13 protein-coding genes are annotated in these 14,799 nt (G+C 69.5%); 9 read left to right on the forward strand and 4 right to left on the reverse strand.

Annotation, left to right across the window (positions count from 1 at the left end; translation table 11 throughout):
• Window positions 1-98: 98 nt before the first annotated feature.
• Window positions 99-812 (reverse strand): DUF2325 domain-containing protein, encoded by a 714-nt coding sequence (locus SB816_RS26285; RefSeq protein ID WP_116793454.1) that lies wholly within the window; start codon window positions 810-812, stop codon window positions 99-101.
• A 291-nt stretch (window positions 813-1,103) separates the two neighbouring features.
• On the opposite strand from SB816_RS26285, the gene SB816_RS26290 reads away from it, so the two are divergent.
• Window positions 1,104-1,412 carry a flagellar transcriptional regulator FlhD gene (locus tag SB816_RS26290; RefSeq protein WP_054502571.1) on the forward strand — a complete coding sequence of 103 codons (309 nt, stop codon included), beginning with the start codon at window positions 1,104-1,106 and terminating at the stop codon, window positions 1,410-1,412.
• 75 nt (window positions 1,413-1,487) lie between these two features.
• On the opposite strand, the gene SB816_RS26295 is transcribed toward SB816_RS26290, so the two are convergent.
• The gene (locus tag SB816_RS26295) at window positions 1,488-2,771 is read right to left on the reverse strand and encodes an MFS transporter (RefSeq protein ID WP_410547744.1); all 1,284 of its coding nucleotides are present in this window, start codon (window positions 2,769-2,771) and stop codon (window positions 1,488-1,490) included.
• A 106-nt stretch (window positions 2,772-2,877) separates the two neighbouring features.
• Here SB816_RS26295 and SB816_RS26300 point away from each other — a divergent pair, with 106 nt between their 5' ends.
• Window positions 2,878-3,786, forward strand: coding sequence for a LysR family transcriptional regulator (locus tag SB816_RS26300; protein ID WP_064527619.1), 909 nt, complete (start codon window positions 2,878-2,880; stop codon window positions 3,784-3,786).
• A gap of 141 nt (window positions 3,787-3,927) precedes the next feature.
• Window positions 3,928-5,571 carry a mucoidy inhibitor MuiA family protein gene (locus SB816_RS26305; RefSeq protein WP_054502573.1) on the forward strand — a complete coding sequence of 548 codons (1,644 nt, stop codon included), beginning with the start codon at window positions 3,928-3,930 and terminating at the stop codon, window positions 5,569-5,571.
• Window positions 5,572-5,595: 24 nt separating this feature from the next.
• Here the strand turns inward: SB816_RS26305 and SB816_RS26310 are convergent, their stop codons facing one another.
• Window positions 5,596-6,819, reverse strand: coding sequence for an EAL domain-containing protein (locus tag SB816_RS26310; RefSeq protein WP_054502574.1), 1,224 nt, complete (start codon window positions 6,817-6,819; stop codon window positions 5,596-5,598).
• A 274-nt stretch (window positions 6,820-7,093) separates the two neighbouring features.
• Here SB816_RS26310 and SB816_RS26315 point away from each other — a divergent pair, with 274 nt between their 5' ends.
• Window positions 7,094-8,221, forward strand: a complete 1,128-nt coding sequence (locus SB816_RS26315; RefSeq protein ID WP_410547745.1) for a 3-deoxy-7-phosphoheptulonate synthase — start codon at window positions 7,094-7,096, stop codon at window positions 8,219-8,221.
• Window positions 8,222-8,281: 60 nt separating this feature from the next.
• Here the strand turns inward: SB816_RS26315 and SB816_RS26320 are convergent, their stop codons facing one another.
• A complete protein-coding gene (locus SB816_RS26320) occupies window positions 8,282-9,517 on the reverse strand; it encodes an NAD(P)/FAD-dependent oxidoreductase (RefSeq protein ID WP_410547746.1) in 1,236 nt (411 codons plus the stop codon).
• 129 nt (window positions 9,518-9,646) lie between these two features.
• Here SB816_RS26320 and SB816_RS26325 point away from each other — a divergent pair, with 129 nt between their 5' ends.
• From SB816_RS26325 to SB816_RS26345, 5 genes are all read left to right on the forward strand, one after another.
• Entirely contained in the window at window positions 9,647-10,249 is a 603-nt protein-coding gene (locus tag SB816_RS26325; protein WP_410547747.1) for a GNAT family N-acetyltransferase, read from the forward strand.
• 122 nt (window positions 10,250-10,371) lie between these two features.
• A complete protein-coding gene (locus tag SB816_RS26330) occupies window positions 10,372-10,878 on the forward strand; it encodes a hypothetical protein (RefSeq protein ID WP_054502578.1) in 507 nt (168 codons plus the stop codon).
• A 381-nt stretch (window positions 10,879-11,259) separates the two neighbouring features.
• Window positions 11,260-11,979 carry a response regulator transcription factor gene (locus SB816_RS26335; protein ID WP_054502579.1) on the forward strand — a complete coding sequence of 240 codons (720 nt, stop codon included), beginning with the start codon at window positions 11,260-11,262 and terminating at the stop codon, window positions 11,977-11,979.
• A 4-nt stretch (window positions 11,980-11,983) separates the two neighbouring features.
• Window positions 11,984-12,865 carry an HpcH/HpaI aldolase/citrate lyase family protein gene (locus SB816_RS26340; RefSeq protein ID WP_054502580.1) on the forward strand — a complete coding sequence of 294 codons (882 nt, stop codon included), beginning with the start codon at window positions 11,984-11,986 and terminating at the stop codon, window positions 12,863-12,865.
• A gap of 239 nt (window positions 12,866-13,104) precedes the next feature.
• Window positions 13,105-14,739 carry an ATP-binding cassette domain-containing protein gene (locus tag SB816_RS26345; protein WP_175142360.1) on the forward strand — a complete coding sequence of 545 codons (1,635 nt, stop codon included), beginning with the start codon at window positions 13,105-13,107 and terminating at the stop codon, window positions 14,737-14,739.
• Window positions 14,740-14,799: the final 60 nt, after the last annotated feature.

The raw sequence follows: 14,799 nt of genomic DNA on the forward strand, positions 1-14,799 counted from the left end.
TGCGGGCGCGGCGCGGCAGCCGCAACCCTCGGTAACTCGGCATTACATCTTGCCGGCGGCCCACGGCGAGACATCGCCGATTGACCGCCTCGCCGCCTTCAGCGCGGCATGTCGACGGTTTCGCGTGCCAGCCCCAGCGCCGTCAACGCCTCGGGTTTGTCCACCAGCACGCACTGCTTGCCGGTGCGGGTGCAGTGGTCCTTGACGCGCCAATAGGCGCCGTGGCTGACGCAGCCGGTCTGGCAGATCACCAGGTCGGCGGCGACCAGGCTGGCTTCCAACGTATCGCCGTCGGCGCCTTCCGCGCCGCAGTGGCCCAGGTAGCGGCCACCGGCCATTTCCACTACTTTGCGCGTCAGCATCAGGGCCATGGCGTCCTCGCCGACGCACAGCACGGATTTCTCGCGCAGCGCCGTCGCGGCGATCACCGCGGGCGCCACGGCGGGTCCGGTGGCGGCGTCAAGCGAATGCGCGCGCGCCGCGGCGGACCGATCCTGCCAGGCCAGGCGCTCGCGCATCAGGCTCTGCACCCGTTCCATCAGTTGCGTGACGCGCCTGGCCAGCGCCACCCGCCTGGGCAGCCCCGGAACCGCGCCTTCGAATGCCGCGCGGTCTTCACGCGCCCAGGCCAGCGCGGTGTCGCGCTGGATCACCGCGGCCCGCAGCTTGAGGACCTCCCCTTCCAGGTGCTGGATGCGCTGCGCCTGGGCGCTGAGCAGGCGGCTGCAGCGGCCCTGCGCCTGCCCATAGGCGGCGAGCAGCGCCGCGTGCTCGCGCTGCAGCGAATTGGGCTCCTGGAATGCTAGGGTCATCGTGGGCCTCTCGGGTGACGGGCTACAGGCGGACGCGGATCATGCGCCGGCCAACGTGCAGGGCATTATAAATGAGAATGAGTCCGTTTCAATGAATGAGAATATGTCAATTCCGAGTACAGGGAAATCCATTACTGACGGCCCCTGATCGCTTAAATATGATCGACAAACCATATCGGCACGCAAGCCTTCGCGGGCTTGACTAGACGCCCATACAGGACGCCTCGCGCCTTGCCTGTCCTGGCCCGTGCACCCGCCGGGCCGCGGATTCAATGAAGTGAGGGGCACCCGATGCCGCGATCAACCGAGCTTCTGCGCGATATCCACGAAACCAATCTGATGTATCTGCTGCTGTTGCAGCGGATGGCCCGCGCCGGCAACCTGCCGGCCCTGGCGGGCATGCAGATATCGGAACGCGCCTGTCAGTGGCTGGCGGGCCTGCGGCACGAGGACGTGGCCCGGCTGGCCAAGAGCAGCGTGGTGCTGGCGCAGTTGAACCTGCCGCCGCACCTGCTGCTGGCGACGCTCAGCCAGGGCATGGAGGCCACCCTGGCCGCCGAGCCCCAGGCCGAGGCGCCCCCGGTCCGCACCCTCGCCTAGTCGGCGCCACCGGAAAGCCCGATGGCCGGGCGCGCGCGGCGGCCCGCGGCCGCCGCTTGCTCCCCTCAAACAGGCTCAGGACGCGCCCCGCTCCACCGCCGCAGCCGACGGCACGCGGGCCGTGCGCCAGTAAAGCGCCGCGCTGATGGCCAGCGCCACCGTCAACAGGCTGCCGGCCATGGCCGCCACGCCAGGCCAGCCGCCATCGGTCCAGAAGTGGCCGCCCAGCGAACCCAGCACACTGGACCCGACGTAGTACACCAGCAGGTACAGCGCGGCCGCCAGCGCCTTGTAGCCCCGCGACATCTGGCCGACCCAGCCGCTGGCCACCGCGTGCGCCGCGAAGAAGCCGAAGGTGAAGACCACGATGCCGGCGATCAGCACCGCCAAGGCGTCCGACAAGGTCAGCAGCAGCCCCGCCAGCGCGATGCCCGTGGCCGCCGCCAGCATCGCGCCGCGACCATGGCGGTCGGCCAGGCGGCCGAAATAGGTCGACGCGAAGATGCCGACCAGGTACACGACGAAGATGAAGCCAATGAAGGTCTGGCTCAGCGAGAACGGCGGCGCCACCAGGCGGAAGCCGACGTAGTTGTAGACGGTGACGAAGGCGCCCATCAACAGCCCGCCCATGGCGAACAACCCGCACAGCGGACCGTTGCGCAGGTGCGCCCCGATGCCGTCGCGCACGTCGCCGGCCACGCCGGCCCAGCCGCGCGAGCGCTGCGGCGTGAAACGGCGCGAGGCCGGCAGCAGCCAGATGAACAGCAGCGCCGCGACGATGCCCAGCAGGCCCAGCGTGCCCAGCGCCGCGCGCCAGCCGAAATGGTCGGACACCAGGCCCGTGATCACGCGCCCGGACAGGCCGCCGAAGGCGCTGCCGCTGATGTACAACCCCATGACGAAACCGAGCGTGTCGGGTTCGACCTCTTCGGCCAGGTAGGCCATGGCCACCGCTGGCACCCCGCCCATCGCCACGCCCTGCAACGCGCGCAGCGCCAGCAGGCTGTGCCAGTCGGGCGCCACCGCCGCCGCCGTGCCCAGCACGGCCGAGGCGAACAGCGACAACGCCATGATGCGCTTGCGCGGCAGCGCCTGCGAAAACAGCCCCACCAGGAAGATCGCCACGGCCAGCAGGCCGGTACAGAGCGACAGCACCAGGCTGCTCTGGGCCGGCGAGACGCCGAAGGCCTGCGTGAACAGCGGCATCAGCGGCTGCACGCAATACAGCAGCGAAAAGGTGGAAAAGCCCGCCGCGAACAGCGCCCACTGGGCGCGCCGCAAGGCCGGCGTGCCGCGCGCGAGGTAATCGGCCTGGGGCGCGGCGGGGGAAGACGGAGGAACGACTGGGGCGATGGACATCTCGGAAATCTCGAAAACATCGGGCAATGGACCCGTGCGATCAAGGTAGACTTTTCCCCTGCATATGTCCAATATATGAAACCGGCACTCGCTATATTTTAAAACGATGGAACTGAGACATCTGCGCTATTTCACCGTGGTCGCGGAAGAACTGCACTTCACCCGCGCCGCCGCCCGGCTGGGCATCGGCCAGCCGCCGCTGAGCCAGCAGATCCAGCAGCTCGAGCGCGAGATCGGCACGGCGCTGTTCCTGCGCCTGCCGCGCGGGGTCGAGCTGACCGAGGCCGGCGCGCAGTTCCTGGAGGACGCCCGCGCCATCCTGGCCAGCGCCGACCGCGCCATCGACACCGCGCGCCGACTGGGGCGCGGCGAGCACGGCGCCATCACCGTGGGCTTCACCGCCTCGGCCGTGTTTCACCCGTATCTGCCGCGCGCCATCCGCGCTTTCCGCGACCGCTATCCGGACGTGCGCATCAGCCTCACCGAAAGCAATACCGTCAGCCTGCTGCGCGGCCTGCGCGAAAATGCCGTGGACGTGGCCTTCGTGCGGCCGCCGTACGTGCTGGATCCGGAATTCGAGGCCGAGCGCGTGCTGGACGAACCCATGCTGATCGCCCTGCCGCCCGACCATCCGCTCAGCCGCAAACGCAGCGTGCCGATCGCCGCGCTGGCCGACCAGGATTTCGTGCTCTATCCCCGCCCCATCGGCGCCGGCCTGTACGACGCGATCCAGAACGCCTGCCTGCGCGCCGGCTTTACGCCGCGCGTCATCCAGGAGGCGCCGCAGATGGCCTCGATCGTCAGCCTGGTGGCGGCCGGCGTCGGCATCGCCATCGTGCCCGCCGCCATGCGCCACATGGGCGCCCAGGGCATCGAGTACCGGCCGATCAAGGGCGACGCGCCGCACGCCCTGCTGGACATGGCCTACCGCCGCCACGACCGCTCCGTCGCCGCCCGCAACGCGGTCGAGATGCTGCGGCGGCTGGCGCACCCGGAGCCGTCCGCGCCCGCATGAAAACAGGGCGGTATCGCCCTGTCGCTTTTGTCATCTTCTGTAAACCCGTGCACCGCCGCGCCCTGTAAATTGTCGCGCTATCGCCGCTGCGGCCCCGTTCACCGGAAGGCCGGCCGGCCCAACCTGCCTATAGGTGCACACGTGCAACGTACTCTTCTGGCGGTGGCCATCGCCACCCTCCCCGGTCTGGCCGCGGCGGCCGGGCTGGCCTCCTCCATCGGCGCGGTCACGGTCTACCAGGACCGCGCCGTCGTCACCCGTGCCGCCAGCAGCGACCTGCCCGCCGGCGAACACGAACTGGTCCTGGAAAAGCTGCCCGCCAGCCTGCAGGAGAATTCGCTGCAGGTCTCGGCCAAGAGCAGCGGCCAGGCCACCCTGCTGGATGTGCGCGTGCGCGATGCCTTCCAGGCCGACACCGCGAACGAGCGCGTCAAGCAGTTGGAAGACCAGATCCGCAAGCTGCAGGGCCAGCAGGCCGCGCTGGACGACGAAGCGTCGGTGCTGGACAACCAGCGCGAGCTGGTGGCGATGATGCAGCGCGGCGCCACCGAGCCGGCCAAGGATGGCCCGCGGCCGACGCTCGATGAGCTCAAGGCGATCCAGGCCCTCAGCGCCGACACCCTCAGCCGCACGCTGGCCGGCCTGCGCCGCGTGGCCGAACAGCGCGAGGAGCTCGAGCGCCAACTGTCCGCCGCGCAGGGCGAACTGGGCCAGTTGCAGGGCCAGCTCAACCGCCGCACCAAGACCGTCACGCTGCGCGTCAACCTGGCCCGCGCCGGCAAGCTCGACCTGAACGTCTCCTACGCCGTGGCCGGCGCGCGCTGGACCCCGTCGTACGATGCGCGCCTGCGTCCGGCCGACCGCAGCGTCGATCTCGGCTACTTCGGCGTGATCCGCCAGAACACCGGCGAAGACTGGAACAACGTCAAGCTGACCCTGTCCACCGCCCGCCCGGCGCTGGGCGGCGGCGCTCCCAAGCTGAATCCGTGGATCATCGATGTGGCGGCGCCGCCTCCGCCGATGCCGGCCCCGGTGGCCGCGGCGCCGGTCATGCGTCCCGAGCCGCGGGCCCGCCAGAGCGCCAAGTCGGCCTCCGCCGAGATGGCCGCCGGCGACATGGCGCCCGCCCTGGAAGAGGCCACGGTCGCGACCGCCGCGGTCCAGTCCGAGGCCACCAGCGCCTCGTTCCAGATCCGCACGCCCGCCACGCTGCCGTCCGACAACAGCACGCAGCGTGTCGCCATCACCACCGCCAAGCTGCCGGCCACGCTGCAATACCAGTCGACCCCGGCGCTGCGCGAAGCCGCCTTCCTGACGGCGCTGGCCAACAACAACACCGAATACCCGTTCCTGGCCGGCACGCTCAATACTTTCCTGGATGACGCCTTCGTGGCCGCCTCGTCCATGAAATCGGTGATGCCCGGCGAAAAGGTCGAGCTGGCGCTGGGCGCCGACGACGGCATTTCGATCAAGCGCCAACTGGTCAACCGCTACACCGAAAGCACCGGGTTCTCGGGCAATGGCAAGCGCGTGACTTACGAGTACAAGATCACGGTCAAGAACAACAAGGCCACCAAGGAACAGGTGAGCTTCAAGGACCGGTTGCCGATCTCGCGCAACGAGAAGATCGAGGTCAAGCTGCTGTCGCCGTCCGAGCGCGACATCAAGCGCGAAGACGACGGCGTGCTGGTTTGGAACTGGGAGATGGAGCCCGGCAAGTCGCGCGACGCGGTGCTCAAGTTCTCGGTCGACTACCCCGGCGACATCGACGTCGCCGGTATCTGAGCGGCGATCGCGACGCCGCCGGCCTCATTGCCGGCGGCAGAACGCGATGAAATCGGCGGGGGCCAGCGGCATCGAAATGCCATAGCCCTGCGCCAGCGTGCACCCCAACTCGCGCAGCAGCAGGATGTCGCGCTCCTGCTCGACCCCTTCGGCCACCACCCGCCGCCCCAGCACCCGCCCCATCTCGATGGCCGCCGCCACCACCGCGCGCGAGGCCGGTTCGCGGTGCATGTGGACGATGAAGTCGCGGTCGATCTTCAGCTCGGTGAACGGCATGGCCGAGAACAGCCGCATCGACGCGATGCCCGCGCCGAAATCGTCCATCGCCAGCTCGAAGCCGCGCACCCGCAGCAGGTTCAGGGCCGACGACAGCGCCAGCCAGTCGGTGACCGGCTCGTCTTCCGTCAGTTCGACCTTGACCAGCCGCGCCGGCAGCCCGGCCCGGGTCACCCGCTGCTCCAGGCTGTCCGGCAGCCCGGGCGCGCACAGCGTCGAGGCCGAGGCGTTGATCGCGATCGGCACCGCGATGCCCTCCGCGTGCATCTCGGCCAGCACCTCGACCACGCAGTCGGCGACACGGTTGAACAAGGTCTGGTCCAGCCCCAGACGGTGCGCCGCCGGCACGAAATCCACCGCCGGAATGACGCCCAGCGTCGGATGGTCCCAGCGCGACAGCGCCTCGGCCGCCACCGTGCGTCCCGTGCCCAGGTCCACCTGGGGCTGAAGCACCACGCTCATGCCGTCGCCGGAACTGAGCGCGCGCCCCAGTTCCGCCTCGATCACCTCGCGCCGCACCGCGGTGCGGCGCGGCGAGGCCGTGTCATCGTCCAGGCTGTGCAGCGCCGTCTTGATCGCATGCTGCATGGCGGTGCGCGTCACCGGCTTGGCCAGCGCCTGCGACGACGGGCAGCCGGCCTGCAGCGCCAGCCGCACATGCGATTGCAGCAGCTCGTCGGAAAGGCTGCTGATCCAGACGATCGGCGGCATGCTCTTGAGCCGCCCCCCGTCGACCAGTTGGCGCAGTTCGTTGGGCAGGCGCGTGCCGTCGCCCTCGCCCATGACGATGTCGCTGATGACCACGTCGTAGGCCTGGCGCGCCAGGGCGGCGATGGCCTCGGCGCTGCTGCCCACGCCGGCCACCCGCCGGTATCCCAGGGCCAGCAGCATGTTCTGCAGATACGCCCGCTCCACCGGGTGGTCTTCCACCAGGAGGATCCTTCGAGAGGCGCCGGCGTGGAGTTTGGGCATCGGTCATGTCCTCGGGCGTGCGGCAGGCGGTGAGCCGGGCGCGGGGCGCTCGGCCTGGGGCGCGGTCGCGGGAACGCATGGCGTCATCGCTAAGGCGGTTGCGTCAATGCTAAGGCATCTGCCCCGACTGTAGCGCCACCGAACACGCCCTAGGCCCATTCGCCGCCCGGTCGCCATCGATCGTCCTAGGGCACACGGGGACATAGCCCGGACGGACGACGCCGGCCGGTGCGATAATGATGGTCTTTTCCGCATCTACGGCACGGAGCTTCCCTTGACCCGCATTGACGATCCCCTGCACGACCGCGAGGTCGGCACGGCCGACGCCACCCAGGACAACACCCGCACGGACGACACCCGCATCAGCGCGGTGCGTCCGCTGATTTCGCCCGCGCTGCTGCAGGACGAGCTGCCGGTGTCGGCCGAGATCCAGACGCTGGTCGAGGACAGCCGCGCCCGCATCGCCGACGTGCTGCACGGCCGCGACGACCGCCTGGTGCTGGTGGTCGGCCCCTGCTCGATCCACGACCACGGCCAGGCGATGGAATACGCGCGCCAACTGCGCGCCGCCGCCGACCAGTACCGTCACGACCTGCTGATCGTGATGCGTGTCTATTTCGAGAAGCCGCGCACCACCGTCGGCTGGAAGGGCTACATCAACGACCCGCGCCTGGACGGCAGCTTCCGCATCAACGAAGGCCTGCGCCGCGCCCGCGAACTGCTGCTGGACATCAGCGGCCTGGGCCTGCCGATCGCCACCGAATTCCTCGATCTGCTCAGCCCGCAGTACATCGCCGACCTGATCGCCTGGGGCGCCATCGGCGCGCGCACCACCGAAAGCCCCAGCCACCGCCAACTGAGCTCCGGCCTGAGCTGCCCGCTTGGGTTCAAGAACGGCACCGACGGCGGCGTGCAGATCGCGGCCGACGCCATCGTCGCCGCCAGCGCCAGGCACGCCTTCATGGGCATGACCAAGATGGGCATGGCGGCCATCTTCGAAACCCGCGGCAATGCCGACACCCATGTGATCCTGCGCGGCGGCAAGCAAGGCCCCAACTACGACGCCGCCAGCGTCGACGCCTGTTGCGCGGTGCTGCGCGCCGCCGGCCAGCGCGAGCAGGTCATGATCGACTGCTCGCACGCCAACTCCAACAAATCGCACCTGCGCCAGGTCGACGTGGCGCGCGACATCGCCGCCCAATTGTCCCAGGGCGACACGCGCATCACCGGCGTGATGATCGAGAGCCATCTCGAGGAAGGCCGCCAGGACCTCAAGCCCGGCCAGCCGCTGCGTCATGGCGTGTCGATCACCGACGCCTGCCTGGGCTGGACCCAGACGCTGCCTGTGCTGGACCTGCTGGCCGACGCGGTGCGCCAGCGCCGCGCCAAGGCCCGCGCCTGACAACCCGCCCCGGTGCGCGCGGCATCGCGCCGGACGGCCGGGATTGCCCCGCAAAATGCGCTAGCGATTCAACGCATACGGCGCCGGATCCATGTCCGGCGCCTGTCCCGTCATCAGGCAGGCCAGCAGCTTGCCGGTCACCGGCCCAAGTGTGAAGCCGTGATGAGCATGGCCGAAGGCCAGCCACAGGCCCGCATGGCGCGGCGCCGCGCCGATCACCGGGCGCATGTCCGGCATGCACGGCCGGCAGCCCATCCAGGGCGTTTTCTCCACCGCCTCGCCTAATGGCAGCAACTGCGCCGCCAGCGCCCGCGTGCGGGTCACCTGCACTGGCGACGGCGGCGCGTCGCGCGGCGCGAATTCGGCGCCCGTGGTCAGGCGCAGGCCCAGTGTCATGGGCGACATCACGAACCCGCTGTCGATATCGGCCACCGGATGCGCCAGCGAGGCCCCGCCTTCCAACGCGAAATGCTGGTGATAACCGCGCTTGACCGCCATGGGCACGCGATACCCCAGCGGCCGCAGCACGTCGGGCGACCACGGCCCCAGCGCCACCACCGCCTCGCGCGCCTGGACGGCCCCCGTCACGCCGCGCACGCGCCAGCCGCCAGGCACCGCCTCGAGACTGCGCGCATCGCCACGCGCCAGCGAGCCGCCACGCCGCTGGAACAGCGCCGCGTAGCCGCGCGCCACCGCGCCCGGATCCGACACATTGACCGGGTCGCGCCAGTGGATCGCGCCCACCATGCGCGGCGACAACGACGGCTCCAGCGCCGACAGGGCCTGGCGGTCCAGCAACTGGTAGTCCAGTCCGTACTCGGCCAGCGCGGCGGCCTCGGCAGCCGCGCTGTCGAGGCTTTGCTGGCTGCGCATGCCATCGATCCAGCCATTGCGGCGAAACAGCGCGCCGATGCCGGCGGCGTCCTTGAGCGCGTCGTGTTCGGCCACGCTGCGCTCGATCAGCGGCAGCATCGCGGCCGCGGCGCGCGCCAGCCGCGACGGCGCCGAATGCCACCAGTAGCGCAGCAGCCAGGGCGCGATGCGCGGCAGGAAGCGCGCGTGGTAGCGCACGTCGGGGGTGCGGTTGCCGGCATAGCGCAGCAGGCCGCGCCAGTCGCGCGGAAAGGCGTAGGGAATGACGCTGGCGCGTTCGATCAGCCCGGCGTTGCCATAGCTGGTTTCCTCGCCGGGACCGCGCCGGTCCAGCAGGACCACCGAGCGGCCGCGCGCCTGCAGGTGCAGCGCGGTGCTCACCCCGATGATGCCCGCGCCCAGGACAACCACGTCAGTTTTCATGCGCCGCATTCTGCGCCCGGGCGCGGGGGTTCGGCAAGCCGCCGAGGGCGGGCGTAGAATCGCTGGGCGTCCGGGACGCCGCCATGACGGCGGGCGCCCGACCGCGACGCGTCCGCGGAGTCTCCCGTCATGTCTTCCCCCGCCCGCCTGCCGCCCGTCACCCTGGAAGGCGAGATCGTCCGGCTCGAGCCCCTGACCCTGGTGCACGCCGCCGCGCTGGCCGAGGTTGGGCTGCACCCGGAACTGTGGCGGCTGCAGCCCGAACCGGTCGAATCCGCCGACGACATGCGCCGCTACGTCGAGCGCGCGCTGGACGGCCAGGCCGCCGGCGCCTGCCTGCCGTTCGCCATCGTGCGCCGCGAAGACGGCCGGGTCATCGGCACCACCCGTTATATGGATATCGCCCTGCCGCACAGGCGCCTGGAGATCGGCGCCACCTGGCTCACCCCCGCCAGCCAGCGCAGCGGCGCCAACACCGAGGCCAAGTACCTTTTATTGCAGCACGCCTTTGAAACAATTGGTATCATGCGGGTCGTGTTCAAGACGGAAGTGACCAACCTGCAATCCCGGCAGGCCATTCTCCGTATCGGCGGCGTCGAGGAAGGAGTCTTCCGCAAGCACCTCATCGCGCAGTCCGGACGCACCCGCGACATGGTCTACTTTGCCATCCTCGACGAGGATTGGCCCGCCGCCAAAGCGCGCCTGCTGGCGCGCCTGCGGCGCGCGCCGTAGCCCGGACGGGACCTTGCTCTTTGTTTGCATCAGGGCCGGCGCTCAAGTTCACCGGACGCGACGCCGTTAACGCAGTACCGCGGGGCAAGTTTCCACCCGCCCCCGCCTCTTTCAAGTCAGGTATGGATCGTTCTCCCCTCGCCCCGCCCTCGCCGCTCGGGCACAACCAGCGCACCATCTTCATCTACACCGAAGAGCAACGGGGCAACCAGTTGGTTGAATCATTGGTCATCGGCATGCTGTCGGACGTCTCGGGTTCGGACAAGCTCGTCGTGGTGCAGGACCCGTTCAGCGGCCTCAAATTCATCTACCGCATCGACCACGAAAGCAGCAATCTCGACGCCGCGGCGCTCACCGAACAGGACGAGTCCGCATTCAACGGCAAGACGTCGGTCCAGATCAACTCGATGTCCTACAAGTTGGGAACCGCCGAGAACGCAATGAAGCTGCTGCGCGGCAAGACCCAATGGATCCAGGACAAGGGCGCGGTGCTGTCGGTGCTGCTGCAGAACGCCGCGGCCCGCAAGACGCGCTTCGCCCCGCCCCGCATCGAACGCGATCGCGTGCGCCGGGTGCCCCAGGGCGTGCCCGTGGAATACCTGACGGACCCGGCCGCGCCGCCGCAATGACCCGCGCGGCACGGCGCAATCGCTGAATCGATGCCGGGCGAATTTTTTATCCACAGTTTCTGTGGATAAAAAACTCACGGGCGCACGACTGCTGGCCGTTACGACGCCGTTACCGGGGCTGGTCATTTTTTGACCACCGGTATCGGCGCGGTTCGAGGCGCCCTGCGACGGCATTCGCTGCGCCGCAATATGCCGCGCCGCCGCGGCGGCGATAATGATATTCTCCGCGAAAGCGCCTCGAGGGGATCACACCGATGGCGCCGTATCCGGCCTGCGCCAGGCGGAGTCCTACACACCAATAAGAAGCCGTAGCATGAAAGGAGCGGAAAGCGTGTTTGCCCTTGGAGCGCCTCGCGCACAACCGCTAGCTCGTCCGGCGCCGTGACCATCATCATCGTCGACGATCACGGGGACTGGCGCGACAGCATCGCCGAATTCATCCACGACCTCGGCCTGGGCGAAGCCATCCTCACCGCGGGTTCGCTGTCCGAACTCGACCAACTGCTGCTGAGCGTGACGCCCGGCATCCTGGTGCTGGACGCGATGCTGCCCGACGGCGACGGACTGGCGCGCGTGTCCCACCTGCGCACCACCTATCCCTCGATGGGCATCATCATGCTCACTGGTCGCCTGTTGAGCGAAGACAAGGTGTCCGGCCTGAGCCTGGGCGCCGATCATTACCTGACCAAGCCCGTCAACCTGGCCGAACTGGGCGCCACGCTGGTGTCGCTGTCGCGCCGGCTGAGGGTGGTGCCCGCGGCCGGCCCCGAAGCGCCCAGCGCCGAGATCTGGCGCTTCGATCCGGCGCGCCGCATGCTGGTCTCGCCCAAGCGCGTCCACGTCGACATCACCGATACCGAGAGCCGCCTGATCGGCGCGCTGATCCAGGCCGCGCCGCTGCCGCTGTCGCGCGGCCGGCTGGTCGAGGCGCTCGGCGCCAGCGCCGAAGCCTACGACACCCATCGGCTCGACGCCCACATGCACCGGCTGCGCCGCAAGCTGCGCGCGCAGGCCGGCGGCGACATGGGCATCCGCACGGTGTATGGCGTCGGCTACGTCTGCACCATGCCCGTGCAGGTCATCAGCAATCCCAAGAGTTGAATCCATGTCCCTCGCCGCCCGTCCCCGCCGTTCCGTCCTCTACATGCCGGGCGCCAATGCGCGCGCGCTGGACAAGGCCCGCAGCCTCGACGCCGACACGCTGATCCTGGACCTGGAAGACGCGGTCGCGCCCGACGCCAAGGCGCTGGCGCGACAGCAGGTTGCCGCGGCCCTGCGCGCCGGCGGCTATGGCCGGCGCGAATGCGTGGTGCGCGTCAATGCGCTCGATACGCCATGGGGCCTGGACGACGTGCGCGCCATCGCGCAGGCCGGCGCCGATGCGGTGCTGCTGCCCAAGGTGCAATCGGCGGCCGAACTGGAAGCCCTGGCGCAGGCGCTGGACGCGGCCGGCGCGCCCGCCGCGCTGCCGCTGTGGGCGATGGCCGAGACGCCGCTCGGTTTCCTGCGGCTGGACGCCATCGCCGGCGGCCACGCGCGGCTCGCGGCCATCGTGGTGGGCACGTCCGACCTGGTCAAGGACCTGCACGCCCGCCACACGCCCGAGCGCCACGAGACGCTGCTGGCGCGCTCGCTGGCGGTGCTGGCCGCGCGCGCCCATGGCCTGGCCGTGCTGGACGGCGTGCACCTGGGCCTGGATGACGACGCCGGGCTGGCCGCCGCGTGCCGTCAAGGACGCGACCAGGGCTTCGATGGCAAGACCTTGATCCACCCGAAGCAGATCGCCGCCGCCAACGCGGCCTTCGCCCCGACCGATGCCGAGCTGGCCAGCGCGCGCAAGCGGCTCGATGCCTGGCGCGCGGCCCAGGCCGCCGGCCAGGGGGTGGCGGTGGTGGACGGCGCGCTGGTCGAGAACCTGCATGCGCGCGAGGCCGAACGCCTGCTGGCCCTGGCCGACGCCATCGCCGCGCGTTCGGCCCCGGCCTGAGGCCGCGCCACGACTGGCTGAACCCGCCCTCGGGCGCGGGTCCGCGCGGCCGGCTACAATAGCGCCCGCGATCGGATGGGCATCCGCCCCGTCCGCCAGCCGCGCTTCGCGCGGCCCGCATGTCGCGCCGCCGGCGCGACCGCTCCACGGTTCCTTCTTTTTGCGCCGCACTTTGTGGCGGGAGCCTTGCCGCGCTTATTTCACGCCACCCCGGTCGGCTCCCTCCTGCCACACGATTCATGATCCGCTTCCAACAAGTTTCACTCATGCGCGGCGTCAAGCCCTTGTTCGACAAGGTCGACCTGCTCCTGAACCCCGGCGACAAGATCGGCCTGATCGGCGCCAACGGCGCCGGCAAGTCGAGCCTGTTCGGCCTGCTGCGCGGCACGCTGCATGCGGACCAGGGCGACCTGGACTATCCCGCCAGTTGGCGCATGGCCTACGTGGCGCAGGAAACGCCCGCGCTCGACCGCCCCGCCATCGAATACGCCATCGACGGCGACGTCACGCTGCGCAAGCTCGAAGCCGAACTGGCCGCTCTGGAAGCGGAGCCCGAGAGCGCCGAGAACGGCCTGCGCATGGCCGACATCTACGCCGCGCTGGCCGATGCCGACGCCTACACCGTGCATTCGCGCGCCGAGCAGTTGCTGACGGGCCTGGGCTTCACCCAGGCGCAGATGCAGTTGCCGCTGACCAGCTTCTCGGGCGGCTGGCGCATGCGCCTGAACCTGGCGCAGGCCCTGATGTGCCCGTCCGACCTGCTGCTGCTTGACGAGCCCACCAACCACCTGGATCTGGACGCCATCATCTGGCTGGAAGACTGGCTCAAGCGCTACCCGGGCACGCTCATCGTGATCTCGCACGACCGCGACTTCCTGGACGGCGTGGTCAACGTCATCGTCCACATCGACGAGCGCAAGCTCAAGCGCTACTCGGGCAACTACTCGTCGTTCGAGCGCCAGCGCGCCGCCCAGTTGGAACTGGCGCAAGGCATGATGGAAAAGCAGATGCGCCAGCGCGCGCACCTGCAGTCGTTCATCGACCGCTTCAAGGCGCAGGCCAGCAAGGCGCGCCAGGCCCAGAGCCGCATCAAGGCGCTGGCGCGCATGGAAGAAGTGGCGCCGCTGCGCGCCGCCGCCGAATTCTCGTTCGAGTTCCGCGAACCGCTGCGCGCGCCCAATCCGCTCTTGACGATGGACAAGGTCAGCGCCGGCTACCGCAACACCGACGAGGACAGCGGCGTCACGTCCGACAAGATCATCGTGTCGGGCATCGACTTCTCGCTGCAGGCGGGCCAGCGCCTGGGCCTGCTGGGCATCAACGGCGCCGGCAAGTCGACCTTCATCAAGACCATCGCCGGCGAGCTGCAGGCACTGGCGGGCGAGACGCAATTCAACAAGGGCCTGTCGATCGGCTACTTCGCCCAGCACCAGGTCGAGATGCTGCGCCATGACGAATCGCCGTTGTGGCACATGACCAAGATCGCGCCCACGGTCCGCGAGCAGGAACTGCGCAACTTCCTGGGCAGCTTCAATTTCAACGGCGCCATGGCCACCAGTTCGATCGCGCCGTTCTCGGGCGGCGAGAAGGCCCGCCTGGCGCTGGCGCTGATCGTGTGGCAGCGCCCCAACCTGCTGCTGCTGGACGAGCCCACCAACCACCTCGACCTGGAAACCCGCGAGGCGCTGACCACCGCGCTGGCGCAGTTCGAAGGCACGCTGGTGCTGGTGTCGCACGACCGCCACCTGCTGCGCGCCACCACCGATCAGTTCATCATCGTGGCCGATGGCCGCTTCAGCCCGTTCGACGGCGACCTGGACGACTACAAGGACTGGCTCTACAAGACCAAGCTGTCGGCCAAGGCCGCGGCCTGACCGCGCGCCCCAACCGGCATAGAATCGCAAGCATGTCCCGCCGCGCCGCGGCGGCCCTCA

Source organism: Achromobacter sp. SIMBA_011 (assembly GCF_046535435.1).
Lineage (GTDB): Bacteria > Pseudomonadota > Gammaproteobacteria > Burkholderiales > Burkholderiaceae_B > Achromobacter > Achromobacter dolens.

Excerpts from the sequence above, each read along its gene's own strand:
- SB816_RS26285 (WP_116793454.1), bottom strand. The coding sequence starts at position 812 with ATGACCCTAGCATTCCAGGAGCCCAATTCGCTGCAGCGCGAGCACGCG.
- SB816_RS26290 (WP_054502571.1), top strand. The coding sequence starts at position 1,104 with ATGCCGCGATCAACCGAGCTTCTGCGCGATATCCACGAAACCAATCTG.
- SB816_RS26295 (WP_410547744.1), bottom strand. The coding sequence starts at position 2,771 with ATGTCCATCGCCCCAGTCGTTCCTCCGTCTTCCCCCGCCGCGCCCCAG.
- SB816_RS26300 (WP_064527619.1), top strand. The coding sequence starts at position 2,878 with ATGGAACTGAGACATCTGCGCTATTTCACCGTGGTCGCGGAAGAACTG.
- SB816_RS26310 (WP_054502574.1), bottom strand. The coding sequence starts at position 6,819 with ATGCCCAAACTCCACGCCGGCGCCTCTCGAAGGATCCTCCTGGTGGAA.
- SB816_RS26320 (WP_410547746.1), bottom strand. The coding sequence starts at position 9,517 with ATGAAAACTGACGTGGTTGTCCTGGGCGCGGGCATCATCGGGGTGAGC.
- SB816_RS26325 (WP_410547747.1), top strand. The coding sequence starts at position 9,647 with ATGTCTTCCCCCGCCCGCCTGCCGCCCGTCACCCTGGAAGGCGAGATC.
- SB816_RS26330 (WP_054502578.1), top strand. The coding sequence starts at position 10,372 with ATGGATCGTTCTCCCCTCGCCCCGCCCTCGCCGCTCGGGCACAACCAG.
- SB816_RS26340 (WP_054502580.1), top strand. The coding sequence starts at position 11,984 with ATGTCCCTCGCCGCCCGTCCCCGCCGTTCCGTCCTCTACATGCCGGGC.
- SB816_RS26345 (WP_175142360.1), top strand. The coding sequence starts at position 13,105 with ATGATCCGCTTCCAACAAGTTTCACTCATGCGCGGCGTCAAGCCCTTG.